Source organism: Sphingomonas sp., assembly GCF_017744835.1.
Taxonomy (GTDB): Bacteria; Pseudomonadota; Alphaproteobacteria; order Sphingomonadales; family Sphingomonadaceae; genus Sphingomonas.
The window spans coordinates 310,281-326,602 of sequence record NZ_JAGIAM010000003.1; the positions used below are offsets into that span (position 1 = coordinate 310,281).

The 16,322-nt window shown below is 67.4% G+C and carries 14 protein-coding genes; 11 read left to right on the forward strand and 3 right to left on the reverse strand.

Annotated elements, in window-relative coordinates:
• Positions 1 to 3: 3 nt before the first annotated feature.
• The 5 genes from J7500_RS09345 (at position 4) to J7500_RS09365 (ending at position 6,419) form a co-directional block, all read left to right on the forward strand.
• Positions 4 to 1,566, forward strand: coding sequence for a tryptophan halogenase family protein (locus tag J7500_RS09345; protein ID WP_294061439.1), 1,563 nt, complete (start codon positions 4 to 6; stop codon positions 1,564 to 1,566).
• Positions 1,563 to 3,104, forward strand: a complete 1,542-nt coding sequence (locus J7500_RS09350) for a tryptophan halogenase family protein (RefSeq protein ID WP_294061440.1) — start codon at positions 1,563 to 1,565, stop codon at positions 3,102 to 3,104. The genes J7500_RS09345 and J7500_RS09350 overlap by 4 nt, the downstream gene beginning before the upstream one ends.
• Complete coding sequence (locus tag J7500_RS09355; RefSeq protein WP_294061441.1) at positions 3,101 to 4,663, forward strand: cellulase family glycosylhydrolase; 1,563 nt, start codon at positions 3,101 to 3,103, stop codon at positions 4,661 to 4,663. Before J7500_RS09350 ends, J7500_RS09355 begins: the two co-directional genes overlap by 4 nt.
• Positions 4,664 to 4,779: 116 nt before the next feature.
• Positions 4,780 to 6,171 carry a putative sulfate exporter family transporter gene (locus J7500_RS09360; RefSeq protein WP_294061442.1) on the forward strand — a complete coding sequence of 464 codons (1,392 nt, stop codon included), beginning with the start codon at positions 4,780 to 4,782 and terminating at the stop codon, positions 6,169 to 6,171.
• Positions 6,168 to 6,419 (forward strand): hypothetical protein, encoded by a 252-nt coding sequence (locus tag J7500_RS09365; protein ID WP_294061443.1) that lies wholly within the window; start codon positions 6,168 to 6,170, stop codon positions 6,417 to 6,419. Before J7500_RS09360 ends, J7500_RS09365 begins: the two co-directional genes overlap by 4 nt.
• 1 nt (position 6,420) lies before the next feature.
• Here J7500_RS09365 and J7500_RS09370 read toward each other — a convergent pair whose 3' ends face one another.
• On the reverse strand, positions 6,421 to 6,945 hold the full coding sequence (locus J7500_RS09370) for a hypothetical protein (protein WP_294061444.1): 525 nt from the start codon (positions 6,943 to 6,945) through the stop codon (positions 6,421 to 6,423).
• Positions 6,945 to 9,608: a TonB-dependent receptor gene (locus J7500_RS09375; protein WP_294061445.1), complete on the reverse strand. Its 2,664-nt coding sequence runs from the start codon at positions 9,606 to 9,608 to the stop codon at positions 6,945 to 6,947. The genes J7500_RS09370 and J7500_RS09375 overlap by 1 nt, the downstream gene beginning before the upstream one ends.
• A 304-nt stretch (positions 9,609 to 9,912) precedes the next feature.
• Between J7500_RS09375 and J7500_RS09380 the strand changes: the two genes are divergently transcribed.
• From J7500_RS09380 to J7500_RS09405, 6 genes are all read left to right on the forward strand, one after another.
• Positions 9,913 to 10,542: a DUF6644 family protein gene (locus J7500_RS09380; RefSeq protein ID WP_294061446.1), complete on the forward strand. Its 630-nt coding sequence runs from the start codon at positions 9,913 to 9,915 to the stop codon at positions 10,540 to 10,542.
• Positions 10,539 to 11,369, forward strand: coding sequence for a DUF6644 family protein (locus tag J7500_RS09385; protein WP_294061447.1), 831 nt, complete (start codon positions 10,539 to 10,541; stop codon positions 11,367 to 11,369). Before J7500_RS09380 ends, J7500_RS09385 begins: the two co-directional genes overlap by 4 nt.
• A gap of 170 nt (positions 11,370 to 11,539) precedes the next feature.
• On the forward strand, positions 11,540 to 12,853 hold the full coding sequence (locus J7500_RS09390) for an SMP-30/gluconolactonase/LRE family protein (RefSeq protein ID WP_294061448.1): 1,314 nt from the start codon (positions 11,540 to 11,542) through the stop codon (positions 12,851 to 12,853).
• An 11-nt stretch (positions 12,854 to 12,864) separates the two neighbouring features.
• Positions 12,865 to 13,272 carry a DUF6152 family protein gene (locus J7500_RS09395; protein WP_294061449.1) on the forward strand — a complete coding sequence of 136 codons (408 nt, stop codon included), beginning with the start codon at positions 12,865 to 12,867 and terminating at the stop codon, positions 13,270 to 13,272.
• Between the two features lie 26 nt (positions 13,273 to 13,298).
• Positions 13,299 to 14,075 carry a hypothetical protein gene (locus tag J7500_RS09400; RefSeq protein ID WP_294061450.1) on the forward strand — a complete coding sequence of 259 codons (777 nt, stop codon included), beginning with the start codon at positions 13,299 to 13,301 and terminating at the stop codon, positions 14,073 to 14,075.
• Positions 14,075 to 15,037 (forward strand): hypothetical protein, encoded by a 963-nt coding sequence (locus tag J7500_RS09405; RefSeq protein ID WP_294061451.1) that lies wholly within the window; start codon positions 14,075 to 14,077, stop codon positions 15,035 to 15,037. The genes J7500_RS09400 and J7500_RS09405 overlap by 1 nt, the downstream gene beginning before the upstream one ends.
• Before the next feature lie 17 nt (positions 15,038 to 15,054).
• On the opposite strand, the gene J7500_RS09410 is transcribed toward J7500_RS09405, so the two are convergent.
• Positions 15,055 to 16,074, reverse strand: coding sequence for a LysR substrate-binding domain-containing protein (locus tag J7500_RS09410; protein WP_294061452.1), 1,020 nt, complete (start codon positions 16,072 to 16,074; stop codon positions 15,055 to 15,057).
• Positions 16,075 to 16,322 lie beyond the last annotated feature (248 nt).

A 16,322-nucleotide genomic window follows, 5' to 3' on the forward strand; every position in this document is an offset into this window, starting at 1 on the left:
GCGATGGTTACCCAGGGCCGGCGAATCCTGATCGTGGGCGGCGGGACCGCAGGCTGGATCACGGCCGGCTATCTGGCGCGGATGCTCGGCGCGGGACGACCGGGCGGGATCGTGATCACGCTGGTTGAATCGCAGGACATCGGCATCCTGGGCGTGGGCGAGGGGACCTTTCCGACGATCCGCAAGACGCTGGCGCGGATCGGAATCGACGAGGCCGAGCTGGTCCGCCGCTGTGGCGCCACCTTCAAGCAGGGTGCCAAGTTCGTCCACTGGCAACGCGCGCCGGGCATGTCGGGGCGCGACCATTATCTCCACGCCTTCCAGGAGACCGACGATCGCGCCGGCCCCGAGCTGCTTCCCTATTGGCTGCTCGGCCAGGCCGGTGATGCGGGCTGGGATGAAGTCAACACGCCGCAGAAGCGCGCAGCCGACGCTCACCGCGCGCCCAAATTGCCGAGCCATCCCAACTATGTCGGGCCGCTCAACTACGCCTTTCACTTCGACGCGGTGTCGCTCGCCGCGCTGCTGCGCGAGCAGGGGATCACCAATGGCGTGACGCACCTGGTCGATACCGTGCAGGAAGTGCTGCTGGGCGAGGACGGTGCGATCGCCGGGGTGCGCTGCGCCGAGCAGGGCGTACTGACCGCCGACCTCTACATCGACTGCACGGGCTTTCGCGCCGAACTGATCGGCAAGGCGCTCGGCCAGCCATGGAAATCGTGCCGGGACGTGCTGTTCTGCGACGGCGCGGTGGCGATCCAGGTACCCTATGCGCAGCCCGACGATCCGATCGCGTCCTACACCATTTCGACCGCGCAGCAGGCGGGGTGGATCTGGGACATCGGGCTCGAGGCGCGGCGTGGCATCGGCCATGTCTATTCGTCGACGCACAGCGATGCGGAAGAGGCCGAACGCGCGGTGCGCGCCTATATCGGGCCCGCCGCCGAAGGACTGGAGGCGCGCCGCTTCCGCTTCGAGGCCGGCTATCGTGAGGTGAGCTGGTACAGGAACTGCGTCGCGGTGGGGCTTTCGAGCGGCTTCTTCGAGCCGCTGGAGGCGACCGGGATCGTCTTCTCCGAAGTCGCCGCGGGGATGATCGCCAATCTCTTCCCCTGGGCCGGCGACCATGAGACCTCGGCGCGGCAGTTCAACGACAATCTGCGGCGGCGCTACGAGCGGACGCTGGCGTTCCTCAAGCTGCACTATTGCCTGTCCGAGCGCCGCGACAGCCGCTTCTGGATCGACAATGTCGACCCCGCCTCGATCCCCGACAATCTGAAGGAGCTGCTCGACCGCTGGCGCTTCCGCCCGCCCAACGAGATCGACGTCGACCGAAACGTCGACATTTTCACCGAATCCAGCTGGCAATATGTGCTCTATGGCATGGGCTGGAAGACGGATCTTTCGGCCCGGACCGGCGCGCTACGCTATGCCGAGGAAGCCAGGGCGGCCTTCGCCACGATCCGGCAGCAGGGCGAGTTCGCCGTGCGCCAGCTACCCTCGAACCGCGAGCTGGTCCGCTTCGCGCAACGATCGGGGTTCGGCCGGGGCGCAAACGCGGCGTGACGCGGGCAGGGAGCGAGGGGCCGGTCACCAGGCTGGTGATCGTCGGCGGCGGCTCGGCCGGCTGGATGACCGCGGCCGCGGTCTCGCGGCTGACCGACGCGGGCGTGACGGTGACCCTGGTCGAATCGGACGAGATCGGCACCGTCGGCGTGGGCGAGGCGACGATCCCTTCGCTGCACGATTTCAACGCGGCGCTGGGGATCGACGAGGATGCATTCGTCGCGGCGACGCAGGGGACGTTCAAGCTCGGGATCGAGTTCACTGACTGGGGCAGGGTCGGCGATCGCTACATCCATCCCTTCGGCAAATATGGCCGATCGGTGCTGGGCCTCAATTTCCACCAGATCTGGCTGCGCCAGCATCTGCTGGGGGGCCGCGAAGCCGATCCTGGGCGGATCGACGACTATGCCATCTCGATCGCGGCGGCGCGGCGAGGCCGCTTCGCCAAGCCCTCGACCAATCCCGGGGCAGTGCTTTCCGGGTTGAACTATGCCTATCATTTCGACGCCGGGCTTTATGCGCGCTTCCTGCGCAACCACGCCGGGGCGCGCGGGGTGGTGCGCATCGAGGGCAAGATCGCGCGCGTCGAGCAGACGCCGCTCGACGGGTATATCACCGCGGTGGTGCTCGAGGACGGGCGGCGGATCGAGGGCGATTTCTTCGTCGACTGCAGCGGCTTCCGCGCGCTGTTGCTCGGGGAGGCGCTGGGGGTTCCCTATCGCAGCTGGCAGCACTGGCTGCCGTGCGACAGCGCCATTGCGCTACCGAGCGCGAGCGCGGCGCCCGCAGTTCCCTATACCCGGTCGACGGCCGGGAGCGCGGGGTGGCGCTGGCGGATTCCGCTGCAGCACCGCGTCGGCAACGGCCATGTCTTCTCGAGCGCGCATGTCGACCCCGACGCCGCGCTGGAGCGACTTCTCGACGGGCTCGACGCGCCGGCGATCGGCGACCCGCGGCTGCTGCGCTTCACCGCCGGGCGGCGCGAGAAGCTGTGGGAGAAGAACTGCGTCGCAATCGGGCTGGCGGGCGGGTTCATCGAGCCGCTCGAATCGACGAGCATCCACTTGATCCAGTCGGGCATTTTCCGGCTGATGGCGCTGTTTCCCGACCGCGGGTTCAGTCGAATCGAGATCAACGAATATAATCGCTGGCTCGTCGAGGAATATGAGCACATCCGCGACTTCATCATCCTTCACTACCACGCGACCGCGCGCGGTGATTCCGACTTCTGGAACCACTGCCGGACGATGGACGTCCCCGACAGCCTGGCGGCGCGGATCGCGCTGTGGCGCGAGAAGGGGCGCATCTTCCGCGCGCATAATTCTCTGTTCACCGAGGAAAGCTGGATCGCGGTCCTCCTCGGCCAGAACGTGGTTCCACGCGCCGCCGATCCGCTGGCCGCGGCGCTGCCCATAGGGGAGACCATCCGATTCTTGAACCATATGCGCGACATCGTCGCCCGAACCGCCGAGGCGATGCCCCGGCACGAGGACTATATCGCGCAGCATTGCGCCGCGCAGCCGGTGCCGGCGCAATGAGGCTTGCGGCCTGGGCGCTGGCACTGCTCGCCGCGGCGACGCCTGCGCAGGCGCAGACGGTCCGCCTGATCGACGTCGATATTTCCCGGGCCGGAGAGCCGCTCGATCGCTCGTTCAACTTCTCGGTCGGCGCCGATTATCCGGGGACGCTGATCCGGCCCGAGAGCCTTGCCCAGCTCCGGACGGCGACGGGAGAGCTGGGGTTCCGCTACGTCCGCTTCCACGCGATTTTCCACGACGTGCTGGGCACGGTGCGCGTCGAGAACGGCAAGACGCGTTACGACTGGAGCAGGATCGACCAGCTCTACGACGCCTTTCTCGCCATGGGGATCAAACCCTTCGTCGAGCTGGGCTTCACGCCCGAGGCGATGGCATCCTCGCCGCAGACGATCTTCTACTGGAAGGGCAACACCTCGCACCCCAAACCCGAGGCGTGGCGCGCGCTGGTCGACGCCTTCGTCCGCCACCTGATCGCGCGCTATGGCGAGCGCGAGGTGCGCAGCTGGTATTTCGAGGTGTGGAACGAGCCCAACCTCGCCGGCTTCTGGGAGGGCGCCGACCAGCAGGCCTATTTCGATCTCTACGAGAATTCGGCGCGGGCGATAAAGGCGGTCGACCCGCAGTTGAAGGTCGGCGGGCCGTCGACTGCGGGCGCGGCCTGGGTGCCCGAGCTGCTGGGCTTCGCCGCGACGCGCGGCCTGCCGGTCGATTTCGTGAGCACCCACACCTATGGCGTGGAGGGCGGGTTCCTCGACGAATATGGCCATGACGACAACAAGCTGTCGACCAACCCCGATGCAGTGACGGCTGACGTGCGGCGCGTGCGCGAGCAGATCGAGCGCACCAAGTTCGCGGGCATCCCGCTGTTCTTCACCGAGTGGAGCACGAGCTACAACCCGCGCGATCCGGTCCACGACAGCTACATCAGCGCCGCCTATATCCTGGGCAAGCTCAAGGCGGCGCGGCCTTATGCGCAGGGCATGAGCTACTGGACCTACAGCGACCTGTTCGAGGAACCGGGGCCGCCGCCGACGCCCTTCCATGGCGGCTTCGGGCTGATGAACCGCGAGGGCGTCCGCAAGCCGGCCTGGTTCGCGTACAAATATCTGAACCTGCTGCACGGCCGCGAAGTGTCCTCGGCGGACACGCAGGCACTGATCGCCACCGAGGCGAGGCGGACGGGCGTGCTGCTGTGGCAATGGCAGCAGCCCGAGCAGAAGCTCAGCAACCGGCCCTTCTACACCAAGATATTGCCCGCCAGCCCCGCGCCCGCCGCCGAGGTCCGCTTCTCGGGGCTGGCGCGGGGGACCTACCGCGTGACGGTGCGCCGCACCGGCTTCCGCGCGAACGACGCGCAGACGCGCTACCTGGAAATGGGCTCGCCGGAGACGCTGAGCGCCGCGCAGATCGACGAGCTCCAGCGGCTGACGCGCGACTTGCCCGAGATGAGCGTAACTGCACGCGTCGGCGCCGACGGCCGCTACACGCTGCGGATACCGATGCGCACCAACGACGTCGTCCTAGCGCTCGTCGAGCCGATCGGGTCCAGGGGAAAATAGGGGCGAGCGGTTCCATCCGATCGCAGCGCAGTTCTGCGCATAAGCATATATCGAACGACCATTTGCCTTCCCCCGGCCCGCGTGATTGCCAGAGCGCGTATAGAAGGGGACGAATTATGGCGACGATAACCGGGCAGGCCGAGGCGCCTGCGGCTCCATCGCGGTGGAGCGAGCTTTGGCGCAAGGAAGACTGGTGGGCGATCTGGATCGGGCTGGCGGTGGTGCTGGCCGGCTGCGCGCTGTTCTGGGCGGGCGGCAATCTGCGCTGGCTGGCGGTGCTGCCGCCGCGCTGGGCGAGCTTCTCGCAAGTCACCGGTGACCTCGGATCCAACTGGACCCGCTACCTCGCGCAGTTCGTCTTCTGGCTCGGCGCCTTCTCGATCGCCTTGCGCGCGCTCGGGCAGCGCGTGCGAGCCTTCGTCCCGGCCTTCACGCTGCTCTATCTCGCCGCCTACGCGATCTTCGTGATCGGCCAGTGGGAAGGCTCGGTCCGCTACAATCTGGAGCCGCCGCTGGTCGCGCTGCTGCTGGGGCTGGTGATCGCCAATTCGGTTCGGCTGCCGCGCTGGCTCGACGCGGGCTTTCGCGGTGAATTCTATGTGAAGACGGGAATCGTGCTGCTCGGCGCGACGCTTCCGCTCTCGCTGATCGTGCTCGCGGGGCCTGTCGCCATCCTGCAGGCGGGCGTGGTTTCGATCGTCACCTTCGGAGTCATTTATTGGGCGGCGCTGCGGTTCGGGCTCGACCGGCGCTTCGCGGCGACGCTGGGCGTGGGCGGCGCGGTGTGCGGCGTCTCGGCGGCGATCGCCGTCGCGGGCGCAGTGGGCGCCAAGAAGGAGGATACGGCGATCACCATCACCACCGTGGTGGTCTGGGCGATCATGATGATCTTCGCGCTGCCGTTCGTGAGCCGGCTGCTGCTGCTGCCGACGGGAGTCGCGGGGGCGTGGATCGGAACGTCCGAATTCGCCGACGCCGCAGGCATCGCCGCAGCCCAAGCCTATGGCGGGCTCGCCGGCAAGGTCGAGGGGATCACTGGCACCTCGGAGCAGGCGCTGCAGGCGTTCACGCTGATGAAGGTGGTCGGCCGCGACATGTGGATCGGCATCTGGGCGGTCGGCCTCGCGATCGTGGCGACGACGCGCTGGGAAGCACGGCCGGCGGGCGGCGGGGCGGACGTGGGCGAAGTGTGGCGCCGCTTCCCCAAGTTCGTGCTGGGCTTCTTCGTGACCTCGGCGATCATTACTGCGGTCACCGCGAGCTACAGCCTCGAGGAATATAACCGCGTCGCGGTCGCGGGGCTGGTCGGCCCGATCAAGGATCTGCGCACCTGGGCCTTCATCTTCTGCTTCTTCAGCATCGGCCTGACCACGCGCTTCCGCGAGCTGGCGACGGTCGGACGGCGCCCGTTCGCCGCCTTCACCACCGGGGTGGTGGTCAACGTGATCCTGGGCTTCGTCCTCTCGGTCTATGTGTTCGGCGACTATTGGGCGAGGCTCGGCGAATGAGCGCGCTGGCGTCGCTGCGGGCGCTCCTCTCCGGCCGCGACGCTGGGGAGGGGGCCTGCGCGGCCTGCGCGCACTTCCGCAGCGATCCGGCGGAAGTGGAGGCGGCGTTGCCGGGGCTGGCGGTGCTGTCCTCGGCGCACGCCTCGGTCCGCGCGCGCGACGGCCTCTGCCTCGAGCACGACGTAGTGACGAGCGGCGCGCGGCGCTGCCCGCGCTTCACGGCGCGCGAGGCGAATAGCGCCGCCTAGATCAGTGCTGATAGCGCGGGTCGAAGTTCGGATCGTAGCGCTTGTGGCACTCGTCGCAGGCCGCGTCGAGCTTCTCGCCGACGTGGAAGAATGCCTGCTTGTCGTGCTTCTCGGCGGCAGCGGCGGCCTCGGCTGCCAGCTTTCGGACCGACGCCACGGCCCTGTCCCATTCGGGTTCGGGTATACGGCGGCCAGGGACGAGCAGCGTGTTGGTCACTTCCGCGAGCGTCCGCGCGGCGCTTTCCGCCTTTTCCCATTCCTCGTCATTCTTCGGGAAGAGCGAATGCTCGCCCGTCGCGTCGATGACATAGCCCTGCCGATCCCAGATCCCGTCGGCCGAATATTGGACGACATGCGTCATCAGCTCCGGCATCGGCAGGCTGGCGTCGTACGGCGCGTCGCCGACCGCCGCCGCTTGCGCGGTATTGGCGGCCTGGTCGTTCGTGCCCGCCGGAGCAGGCGAGCACGAGGCGAGGGCGAGCAGCAGCGTTGCGGCGGCAGGGCGCATATGGGCGATCCGGCGCATCACAGGCGCGACCGGAAGGAGAAGACAAGTGTGCGCGGCATGCCCCAGGTCACGGACTGCGCGGCGCTGTTCGACCAGGTGCTGGCGCTCGTATAATATTCGGCGTCGAAGAGATTGCGGACCAGCGCCGACAGCTCCCAGCTGCGATCCTCCGCGCCGATGCCGACGCCCAGGTTGGTGACGTTATACGCGTCCTGATACGTAAAGGGCGCGTGGTTGTCGGCGAGGTAATAGCCCGAGCGATAGGCGTTGTTAAACGTCACGCGCGCGAGATAGCTGCCGAGCGGGAGGCTGTAGTTGAAGCCATAGCTGAGGGTCAGCTTGGGCACGCCCGACACCTGCTCACCCTTCAGGTCGAAGAACTGCGTAGCGGCGATCTCGGGCGTCTGGGCGAGCCACTGGGTTTCGTAGCGCGCAAGGTTGTAGGCGCCGGCGAAGTCGATGCTCCAGTTGCGCGTCGGGCGGAACAGCGCCTGCAGCTCGACGCCCTTGGCGCCGATCCGCTCGACATTGCCCCAACCGCTAATGAAGCTGCCCGGACGGCGCGGATCATCGCGCTGCCACGACGCCTGGTAATTGTGGATCCGCGTCCGATAGGCGTTGACGTTGAGCTGGAGCAGGCGATCGAACAGCGTCGCCTTGGCGCCCAGCTCGATGTCATAGGTCTGCTCGGGCTTGATGTGGCTCTCGGTCGCGGTCTCGTCGGTCGCGAAGAAGATGAAGCCCGACTTCACGCCCTTGCCGAACGAGGAATAGAGCAGCACGTCGTCGGTCAGGTCGTAGCTCAGCCCGACATTATAGGCGGTCAGATCGGCTTCGATCGGATCGCCGTCGCGCCAGGCGAAGGCGGGGTCGATCTGCCCGTCGCGCACTGCCTGGGCTGCGGCGATCTGCGCCGTGGTCGCGCCCAACGTGGCGCCGAGCACCGACAGATTCTCGCCGGGCCGGTCGAGCTCGTGCGAGACGCGGTTGGTCTTCTTCTCGTGCGTCTGGCGCACGCCGAAGGTGAGGGTGGTCTTCGGAAGCACGCGCCAGTCTGCCTGGGCATAGGCGGCGAGGCTCTGGACGCGGGCATCGGTGACGCGCGAGTTGTAGACCCCGTCGAGCGACTTCTGGAGCAGCATCCGGCCCGCGGCGTTGGCGATCAGCGTATTGAACTGGCCGGCGGTCGCGTACCAGGCGCCCGCGTCCTGACCGTAATAGCTCGGGTCGTCGCTGTAGACGCGCGCGTTCAGATAATAGATGCCGGCCTGATAGTCGAAAACCTTGCCGCCCGGAGAGGTGATCCGCAGCTCCTGCGAGAACTGGCGGTTCCAGAGCTGCTGGCCGCTGTTGCTGATGTAGAACTGGCCGAACTGGCCGCCGTTCTTGATGTCGAAATCCTGGTAGCGATAGGCCGTAATCGACGTCAGCGTGTGGCCGGCCACCTGCCAGTCGACCGTGCTCTGGACGCCCCATTGGTTGGTGACCTGGGGACGCGCTTCGGAATTGGCGATGTCGGTGGTGTTGAGCGGCGGCTGGTAGACGGTGCCGTCGCTGTTGTGGAACCACGCCGATTTCTGCGCGAAGCGGCCGAGATAGCCATAGGTCGCGTAGCTGCCGGTCGGGGTGTAGGCAATCGGCGGCGTCAGCGGGCGCGGCGTGCCGTCGGCATAGGTCGCGGGACCGTTGGAGATCAGCGTGTTGCCGGTGTTCACGCGCTCGTCGGAGCGCAGCTTGTCGGCGATGACGCGCACCGAGAGCGCGTCCGACGGCTTCCATAGCAGCTGGGCGCGGCCCGCCAGGCGGTTGGTCTCGCGCCATGTCTCCTTGGCGTGTCCCATCGACTGATAGGTGTTGGTGTAGATGCCGTTGGTGCGATCGGCGACGAAGTTGACGCGATAGGCGAGGGTGTCGCCGATCAGCGGGCCGGCGGCCGAGAATTTGCCGCTGAGCGTGCTGAGGTCGCCCGCGAAGATCTCGAAGCTCTGCTGCGGCGTGAAGCTGGGCGCGCGGGTGACGATGTTGATCGCGCCGAGCGACGAGTTCTTGCCCAGCAGCGTCCCCTGCGGGCCGTTGAGCACTTCGATCCGGTCGAGATCGACGTAATCCGCCCAGGCCTGGCCCGAATAATAGAGCGTCACGCCGTCGACGATCACGGCGACGCTCTGCTCCATCGAGTCATTGGCGCTGCCCCGGCCGAGGCCGCGGATCGAGGGGCTCACCTTGCGGGCATTCTCGCCCGGATTGTTGAGCTGGAGATTTGGCACGCGGGCCGGCAGATCCCAGATCGACTTGATGTCATCGCGCTCGAGCGTCTCGCCGCCCAGCACCGTGACCGGGAGGGGCACGTCCTGCGCCAGCTCCTGCCGGTTGCGCGCGGAGACGACGATGTCGTCGCCTCCAACCGGATCCGGCGAGACGATCGCGACGGCAGCCACCGTGGTGGCGATGGGGGTTTCCGGGCCGGAGGCGATGGCGACGGGAGCGGGCGCGGTTTGCTGCTCGCCGAGGCGGCGGCGGAGCTCCTCGAGCTCGCTGCGCAGCTTCTGGTTCTCGGCCTGGAGCTCGGCGGCGGTCTGCGCCTGCGCGGGCATCGCCGTGAGCGCACCGATCGCGGCGACGCCGGCATAGAGCAGCGCCTTGCTGGCACGAAGAGGCGCGCGGCCCTTTTGGTTCGTCATTTTTTCTTGTTCCCCATCAGCAGGGCGCAAGTCGCCGGCGCGCCGATCAAGAAATCGGCATCGATATATGCGCGGCAGAACTGCGCTTCGGGTCAGTGGCGGGAGGGCTTATGAAGTCGGCCTGCGGGGCTGCGGAACCGATTATTGTTCATTTGGATAGAAGATTTGCGCCTATCGCGATCGAAGCGCGCCGGGGGGCGGCGGGCAAAGCACTTCCCGTCACATTCTAATGAGGATTGTTTCGTTCTGCGCGGCCTGGGCGGAGCCTAATGGCCGTTCCCTGTCGTCCGTACGGGGGAAGCGCATGTTGTCGCAGCTGATGGCCTATCTGCAGTATGAGCTGGGGGCCCAGCGCGACGCGGCCGGGCACGTCCTGTCCGACACGTCGCTGAGCGCGCAGCTCCAGTCATCGGAGCGGCTGTGGATGCTGCTCGAGGGCACGCATGTGCTGACGCTGATGCTGTTCGCGGGGACGATCCTGTTCGTCGACCTGCGGCTGCTCGGCGTGGTGCTGCCCCGCACGCCGGTGTCGAAAGTGACCTCGACCGTGCTGCCCTATACCGTGGGCGGGTTCGTCGTGATGATCCTGACCGGGCTCGCGCTCTTCTTCGCCAACCCGTTCGAATATTATCACAACGTCGTGTTCCGCGTGAAGATCGGCTTCCTGCTCGCCGCAGCGATCAACATCTTCCTGTTCCACTACCGGGTGCAGTCCAACCTTGCGAGCTGGGACAATGCCCAGCGCACGCCGCGCGGAGCACGCATTGCCGCGGGCGTGTCGCTGGGGTTGTGGATCGCCGTGATCGTCGCCGGCCGCTACGTCGCCTATGACTGGTTCAGCTGCGACAATGCGCAGGGCCTGGTTGCCGCCGTGTCCGAGTGCAAGGAGCACAACGCCACGCTCGCCGCCCTTCAGCCGGAGCTTGCGCAATGAGCCTCAGTTTTCGCGAACTCGCTCCCGCCGTCGCCGAGACGTTCGACCGGATCTCGCAGCTGCCGGTCATCAAATATGTGAACGAGACCGCGTGGATCTTCGCGATCGTCGAGACCATGCACCTGCTCTTCCTGGCGATCCTGGGCGGCGCGGTGCTGATCCTGAACCTGAGGCTGCTCGGCGTCACGCTGACGGGCCTGCCCGCGCGCGACGTCGAGCGGGCGACGCGGCCATGGCTGATCCTGGGTATCGGGGGCACGATCCTGACCGGGACCGCGATGGGCCTCACCACGATGAACACGCTCATGTCGAGCACGGCCTTCCTGGTGAAGATGGTCGCGCTGGTCGGCGCGATCCTGTTCAGCCTGGCGGTGGCGCGCGAGGCGCGGCGCGAGGGCGAGCTGGTAGCGCCGCGCGGCGCCCGGCTGCTCGCGCTGGCCGGGCTGGCATGGTGGCTCGCGTCGCTGCTGCTCTTCGCGACGGGCAGCGGGCTCGGATCGGGCGCGTTCCTGGTGGCGCTCGCCGGCTTCACGATCTTCGCCGCGTTCACGCGCCGCTTGCGCCGCATCTATGCGCTGGGGCTGGTCACGATCCTGGGCGGGGGCTTCTTCGTGGCCGAGCGGATCGCCGAGGCACGCGGCGACGAGCCGCTGTGGCTGGTGCTCGCCCCGCTGGGCGCCGCGCTCGGCTTCGCGATCCTGATCGGCCTGCTCGAACGGCGGGCCGCCGGCAGGCCGCGGATCGAGCCGGCGCGGCTCGCCGCCTTTGCGTCCATGCTCTCCTGGATCACCGTCGCTGCGGCGGGACGCTGGATCGGTTTCACCTGAGGCGCGCTTCCGCCTCCTCCTCCTGAGCGGCGTCGGTATCTCCGGCGCCGTTTTTTTGTGCGCACCGAGCTTAGCGCCGGGGTGCATATAGATCGAACAACAGGTTCGTTCCGTTCGCCGGCGAACGCCCATAGCTCGATCTCCTACCGTTTCCACCGATGGGGGTATGGATGTTTGACAATCGCGTTCCGGCCGTCAGTTTCTGCAAGCAGCTCCTCGCTTCCGCCGCGCTGGTCGTGGCCGGCGGCACTGCGGTCGCCCAGACCGCGCCCGCCGCGGCGCCCGCGCAGGCCCGCGAGCCCGCGCTCACTCGCGAGCAGGTCGATGCGCTGCTCGCCACGCCCGACAAGGTAACCTTCATCGACGTCCGCCGCGCCGACGAGATCGCGGCGAGCGGCAGCGTGCCCGTCTATCTGAACATCCAGATCTCCGAGCTCGACCGCTTCCTGAACTATATCCCGCGCGACCGGCAGATCGTGACGATCTCCAACCACGCGGGCCGCGCCGGCCGCGCGGTCGAGCTGCTGCGCAAACAGGGGTTCAACGTCGCCGGCGCCTTCGGCGTCGAGGATTATGTCGCCAAGGGCGGAACGCTCTACGGCAAGAAGGTCGTGACCCCGGCGATCCCGGGCGTGGTGGCCGCCGACACGCGCGTCCAGGTGGTGCGCGAGGGCTTCGAGGGTACCGAGGGACCGATCGCGCTGGCCGACGGCTCGCTGCTCTTCACCGAGAACCGCGCCGACCGCATCGTCAAGATCGGCGCCGACGGCACGCCTTCGACTTACCTGGAGAAGACCGGCGGCGCCAATGCCCTCGCGCTCAATGCGAAGGGCGAGCTGCTGGCGGTGCAGACGGCGCCTTCGGGCATCGCCGTGCTGCAGCCCAAGGCGAAGGTGCTGGCCGCCAATTACGAAGGCAAGCCGCTCAACCGGCCCAACGATTTCGCAGTGGCGCGCAGCGGCGACATCTATTTCTCCGATCCCGGCGCCAATGCCGCCGCGGGTGCGCAGGGCGCGCCCCCCAAGCCGGGATTCTACTGGCTCGACCGCCGTGGCAAGCTTCACCTGGTCGCCGAAGACATCCGCCGGCCCAACGGCGTCGCGCTGAGCCCCGATGAGAAGACCGTCTATGTCGCCAACACCGCCGGCGAGAGCCTGATCGCCTTTGCAGTGAAGCCCGACGGCAGCCTGGGCGAGCGGCACGACTTCGCCAAGCTGGCGGGCTTCAAGCAGGAGGGCAATTCGGCCAGCAGCGGCGCCGACGGGATCACCGTGGACGAAGCGGGCCGCGTCTATGTCGCGACCAACGCGGGGATCGAAGTCTTCTCGCCCGAAGGCCAGCCCCTGGGCGCGATCGCGCTGCCCAAGAAGCCGCAGAACCTCGCCTTCGCCGGCAAGGACCGCTCGCAGCTCTATGCGGTGGGCCGGGGGTCGGTGTTCCGCATTGCGACCGAAACGCACGGCGTCGCGCGGCCGGGCAAGTGAAAGGAGCCGTCATGAACCGCAAGCAACTGAGCTGGATCGCCACCGGGGCGGCGCTCGCCGCCATCACCGCTGCCGCGCCGAGCATCGCGCATCACGCCTTCGCCGCCGAGTTCGACTCGTCCAAGCCGGTCGCGCTGGACGGGACGATCACCAAGGCACGCTTCGTGAACCCGCACAGCTGGGTCTATGTCGATGTGCGAGACCGCACCGGCAAGGTGACCAATTGGGGCTTCGAGTTCGGCACGCCGAGCTCGCTGCGCGCCAAGGGGCTCGACAAGACCGATGTCGCGTTCGGGACCAAGGTCCACATCGACGGCTTCCGCGCCAAGAACGGCGGGCCCTTCGGCTATGCCGTGTCGGTCACGCTCCCCGGCGGGCGCAAGGTGCAGACCGGCAGCGCTCCGGACGCGCCGCGGTGAGGCGGGGACTATTGCTGGCGGCGGCGGTGGCGGCAGCGCCGCTCGCTGCACCGGCCGCACTGGCCGGCGACCGTACGGCGCCCTCCGCGACCCAGGCCGCACCGGCGGCCTCGGCCATCCCGAGGCTCGCGAGCGGCAAGCCCGATTTCTCGGGGATCTGGGAGACGCTGAGCGAGGCCGATTACGACCTCGAGCCCCATGCCGGCCGGCGCGACGCGCCGCCGGGGCCGGGCGTGGTTCAGGGCGGAACGATCCCCTACCTGCCCGAGGCGCTCGCGCGGAAGCAGGACAATTTCGCAAAGCGATCAAAGGACGACCCGCGTCTCAAATGCTGGGTGCTCGGCGTGCCGCGCGGCGTCTATTATCCGGCGCCGTTCCAGATCTTCCAGCGCGACGCCGACCTGACGCTGGTGCATCAGTTCGGCAATCAGGTTCGTACGATCCCGACCGACGGATCGCAGCATCCTGCCGGCGCGGACCAGGACCTGTGGCTGGGCGACTCCCGCGGGCATTGGGAAGGCGATACGCTGGTCGTCGACGTCAACGACTTCAACGAGGAGACCTGGCTCGATCGGGCCGGCGATTTCCACAGCGACCAGCTGCACGTGGTCGAGAAGTGGCGCTTCGTCGACAAGGACACGCTCTCCTATTCGGCGACGCTGGAGGACCCAAAGGTGTTCAGCAAGCCCTGGACGGTCGACGTCCTGCTGCACCGCCGCCGCGACCGCGATTTCCAGCTGATCGAGGACTATTGCTACACCCTCGAATACGAGGGCTTCTATCCGCACAAGGAGGGGAAATGATGCGGCGCGAGACCCTTTTCCCGATCCTGCTCGCCTCGGTCGCGCTCGCGCAGCCGCTCGCGGCCCAGCAGGCGGCGCCCGCCACGTCGTCCGAGCCGCGGCGTAGCAAGGAAGTGCCGGTGATCGCCTCGGGCGAATGGACCGGCCCGCGTACGGCGGACGGCCAGCCCGACATCGCCGGCTTCTATTCGAACACGATCAGCAACCACTCGAATTTCACCGACCCCGAGGCAGGTCCACCGGGCGAGCCGTCGAAGGCGGCTGCCCTGCCGCGCGACCAGCGCGCGCCGAGCCGCGTCTCCGACCCCGCCGACGGGCAGATCCCCTATCTGCCGGCGGCGCGCGCGCTCCAGCAGGATTTCGCGAAGAACTTCCCCAATCCGACCAAGCCCCGCTACATCGAGCCGCTGGCGCGCTGCGCGCCGGCGGGGGTGCCCAAGTCGTTCATGTGGCACGGGTTCGAGGTGCGCCAATATCCGGGCGCGGTGCTGTTCCTGTTCGATTCCGGCTGGCGACTGGTGCGACTGGACGATGCGCCCCGGCTCGCGCCGTCGATCAAGCTGTGGAACGGTGCGTCGCGCGGGCATTGGGAAGGCAATACGCTGGTGGTCGAAGTCACCAACAACAACGGCAAGGCGCTGTTCGGCCGCTACGGCGACTATATGAGCGAGAACGGCACGGTCGCCGAGCGCTACGTCTTCGACAACAACCAGAAGCGCTTCAACTATGTCGCGACCTTCACCGACCCCACGGTCTATTCGCGGCCTTGGACCGCGACGATTCCGGTGCGGCGCTACACCGCGGCGGACGAGCCCGACGGTTGGAACTTCGACGTGCAGAAGGTCAACGCGCCGGGGTCACTGCGCTATGAGCATTCCGAGCGGATCTGCGCGGAGAACAACGGCCCGTTCGGCGGCGGCGCGGTGGGCGTCCCCTCCGACGAGCCGGTGATCGCGCGCTGACACAGGTGTCGAGTGGCTCAGCCGCTCGACACCAGCGTCAAATTGCCGCGCGGCGCGTGCAGTTCGCGCCAATTGACGAAGGGCAGGGGCGCCTGCGGACGTGCCGCGGGCGACGGACGCCGCGAGGCGCCGCTCAGCACCGCATGATCGAGATGCGGCGCCAGTTCCTCGACGAAGCGATAGGCATAGTTGCGAAGCAGCACGCCGCGCGGGATCGCTACCTTGGTGGTGCTCACCCCGAACGGCGCGTTCGAGCCGGGCACCGGCACCAGCCCTTCGCGGACTTCGCCCGTCACTGCCATCTCGGCGACGATGCCGATGCCGAGTCCGAGCTGGACATAGTCCTTGATCACGTCCGCGTCGGTCGCGGTCAGCCGGATGTCGGGACGCAGCCCGGCCGCGGCGAAGGCAGCGTCGATCTTCGAGCGGCCGGAAAAGCCGGGATTGTAGGTGATGATCGGATAGGCGGCGAAGTCGGCGAGGCCGGGGTTGCCGATGCGCAGCAACGGATGGTGCGCCGGCACCACCACCACATGCTCCCAGGTGAAGCAGGGGTGCGTGTCGAGTTCGGGAAAGTCGTCGACCGCCTCGGTGGCGATGCCGATATCGGCTTCGCCGCGCGCGAGCGTGTCCGCCACATATTGCGGCGAGCCCTGGCGCAGTTCCACTTCGACCTCGGGATAGAGGCGAGTGAAGTGGAGCAGCGCGGGCGGGATGACGTAACGCGCCTGGTTGTGCGTCGCCGCGACCACCAGCCGGCCGCGGTCCTCCTGCGTGAACTGCTGCGACAGCCGCTTGAGATTGTCGGCCTCGGCGAGGAGACTGTTGATCACCTTGACGACGTTCTCGCCGGCCTTGGTGATGCCCACGAGCCGCTTGCCCCGCCGGACGAAGATCTCGATCCCCAGCTCGGCCTCGAGCTCCTTGATCTGCTTGCTCACGCCCGATTGCGAAGTGAACAGCACGTTCGCCACCTCGGTCAGGTTCAGATTGTTCTGCACCGCGGCGCGGACATATTTGAGCTGTTGGAAATTCATCGGCGCGTCCCGGGGATAGAGGGGCTCTGGCCTCGAGGGCTGGGGCTCGCTGCGACTGCTTGCGACCGACAGGACATCCGAATTCCCCACGTCGTGTGTTTAAATCCTATCTACAAAGTGGGATTTAAATTGGGAACCATTGTTTGTTTGGTGGGCGCAAGGGCAGGTTTGCCGGACCGCATGCCGATGGTTTCCAGAGGAAATGACGTGTCCTTCGTCCTGGACTCCGCGATGCGCTCAAGCACCGT

Bases quoted from the DNA above. Each gene is read 5' to 3' on its own strand.
- J7500_RS09410 (WP_294061452.1), bottom strand. From the start codon at position 16,074: ATGAATTTCCAACAGCTCAAATATGTCCGCGCCGCGGTGCAGAACAAT.
- J7500_RS09360 (WP_294061442.1), top strand. From the start codon at position 4,780: ATGGCGACGATAACCGGGCAGGCCGAGGCGCCTGCGGCTCCATCGCGG.
- J7500_RS09370 (WP_294061444.1), bottom strand. From the start codon at position 6,945: ATGCGCCGGATCGCCCATATGCGCCCTGCCGCCGCAACGCTGCTGCTC.
- J7500_RS09345 (WP_294061439.1), top strand. From the start codon at position 4: ATGGTTACCCAGGGCCGGCGAATCCTGATCGTGGGCGGCGGGACCGCA.
- J7500_RS09390 (WP_294061448.1), top strand. From the start codon at position 11,540: ATGTTTGACAATCGCGTTCCGGCCGTCAGTTTCTGCAAGCAGCTCCTC.
- J7500_RS09385 (WP_294061447.1), top strand. From the start codon at position 10,539: ATGAGCCTCAGTTTTCGCGAACTCGCTCCCGCCGTCGCCGAGACGTTC.
- J7500_RS09380 (WP_294061446.1), top strand. From the start codon at position 9,913: ATGTTGTCGCAGCTGATGGCCTATCTGCAGTATGAGCTGGGGGCCCAG.
- J7500_RS09355 (WP_294061441.1), top strand. From the start codon at position 3,101: ATGAGGCTTGCGGCCTGGGCGCTGGCACTGCTCGCCGCGGCGACGCCT.
- J7500_RS09365 (WP_294061443.1), top strand. From the start codon at position 6,168: ATGAGCGCGCTGGCGTCGCTGCGGGCGCTCCTCTCCGGCCGCGACGCT.
- J7500_RS09395 (WP_294061449.1), top strand. From the start codon at position 12,865: ATGAACCGCAAGCAACTGAGCTGGATCGCCACCGGGGCGGCGCTCGCC.
- J7500_RS09375 (WP_294061445.1), bottom strand. From the start codon at position 9,608: ATGACGAACCAAAAGGGCCGCGCGCCTCTTCGTGCCAGCAAGGCGCTG.
- J7500_RS09405 (WP_294061451.1), top strand. From the start codon at position 14,075: ATGCGGCGCGAGACCCTTTTCCCGATCCTGCTCGCCTCGGTCGCGCTC.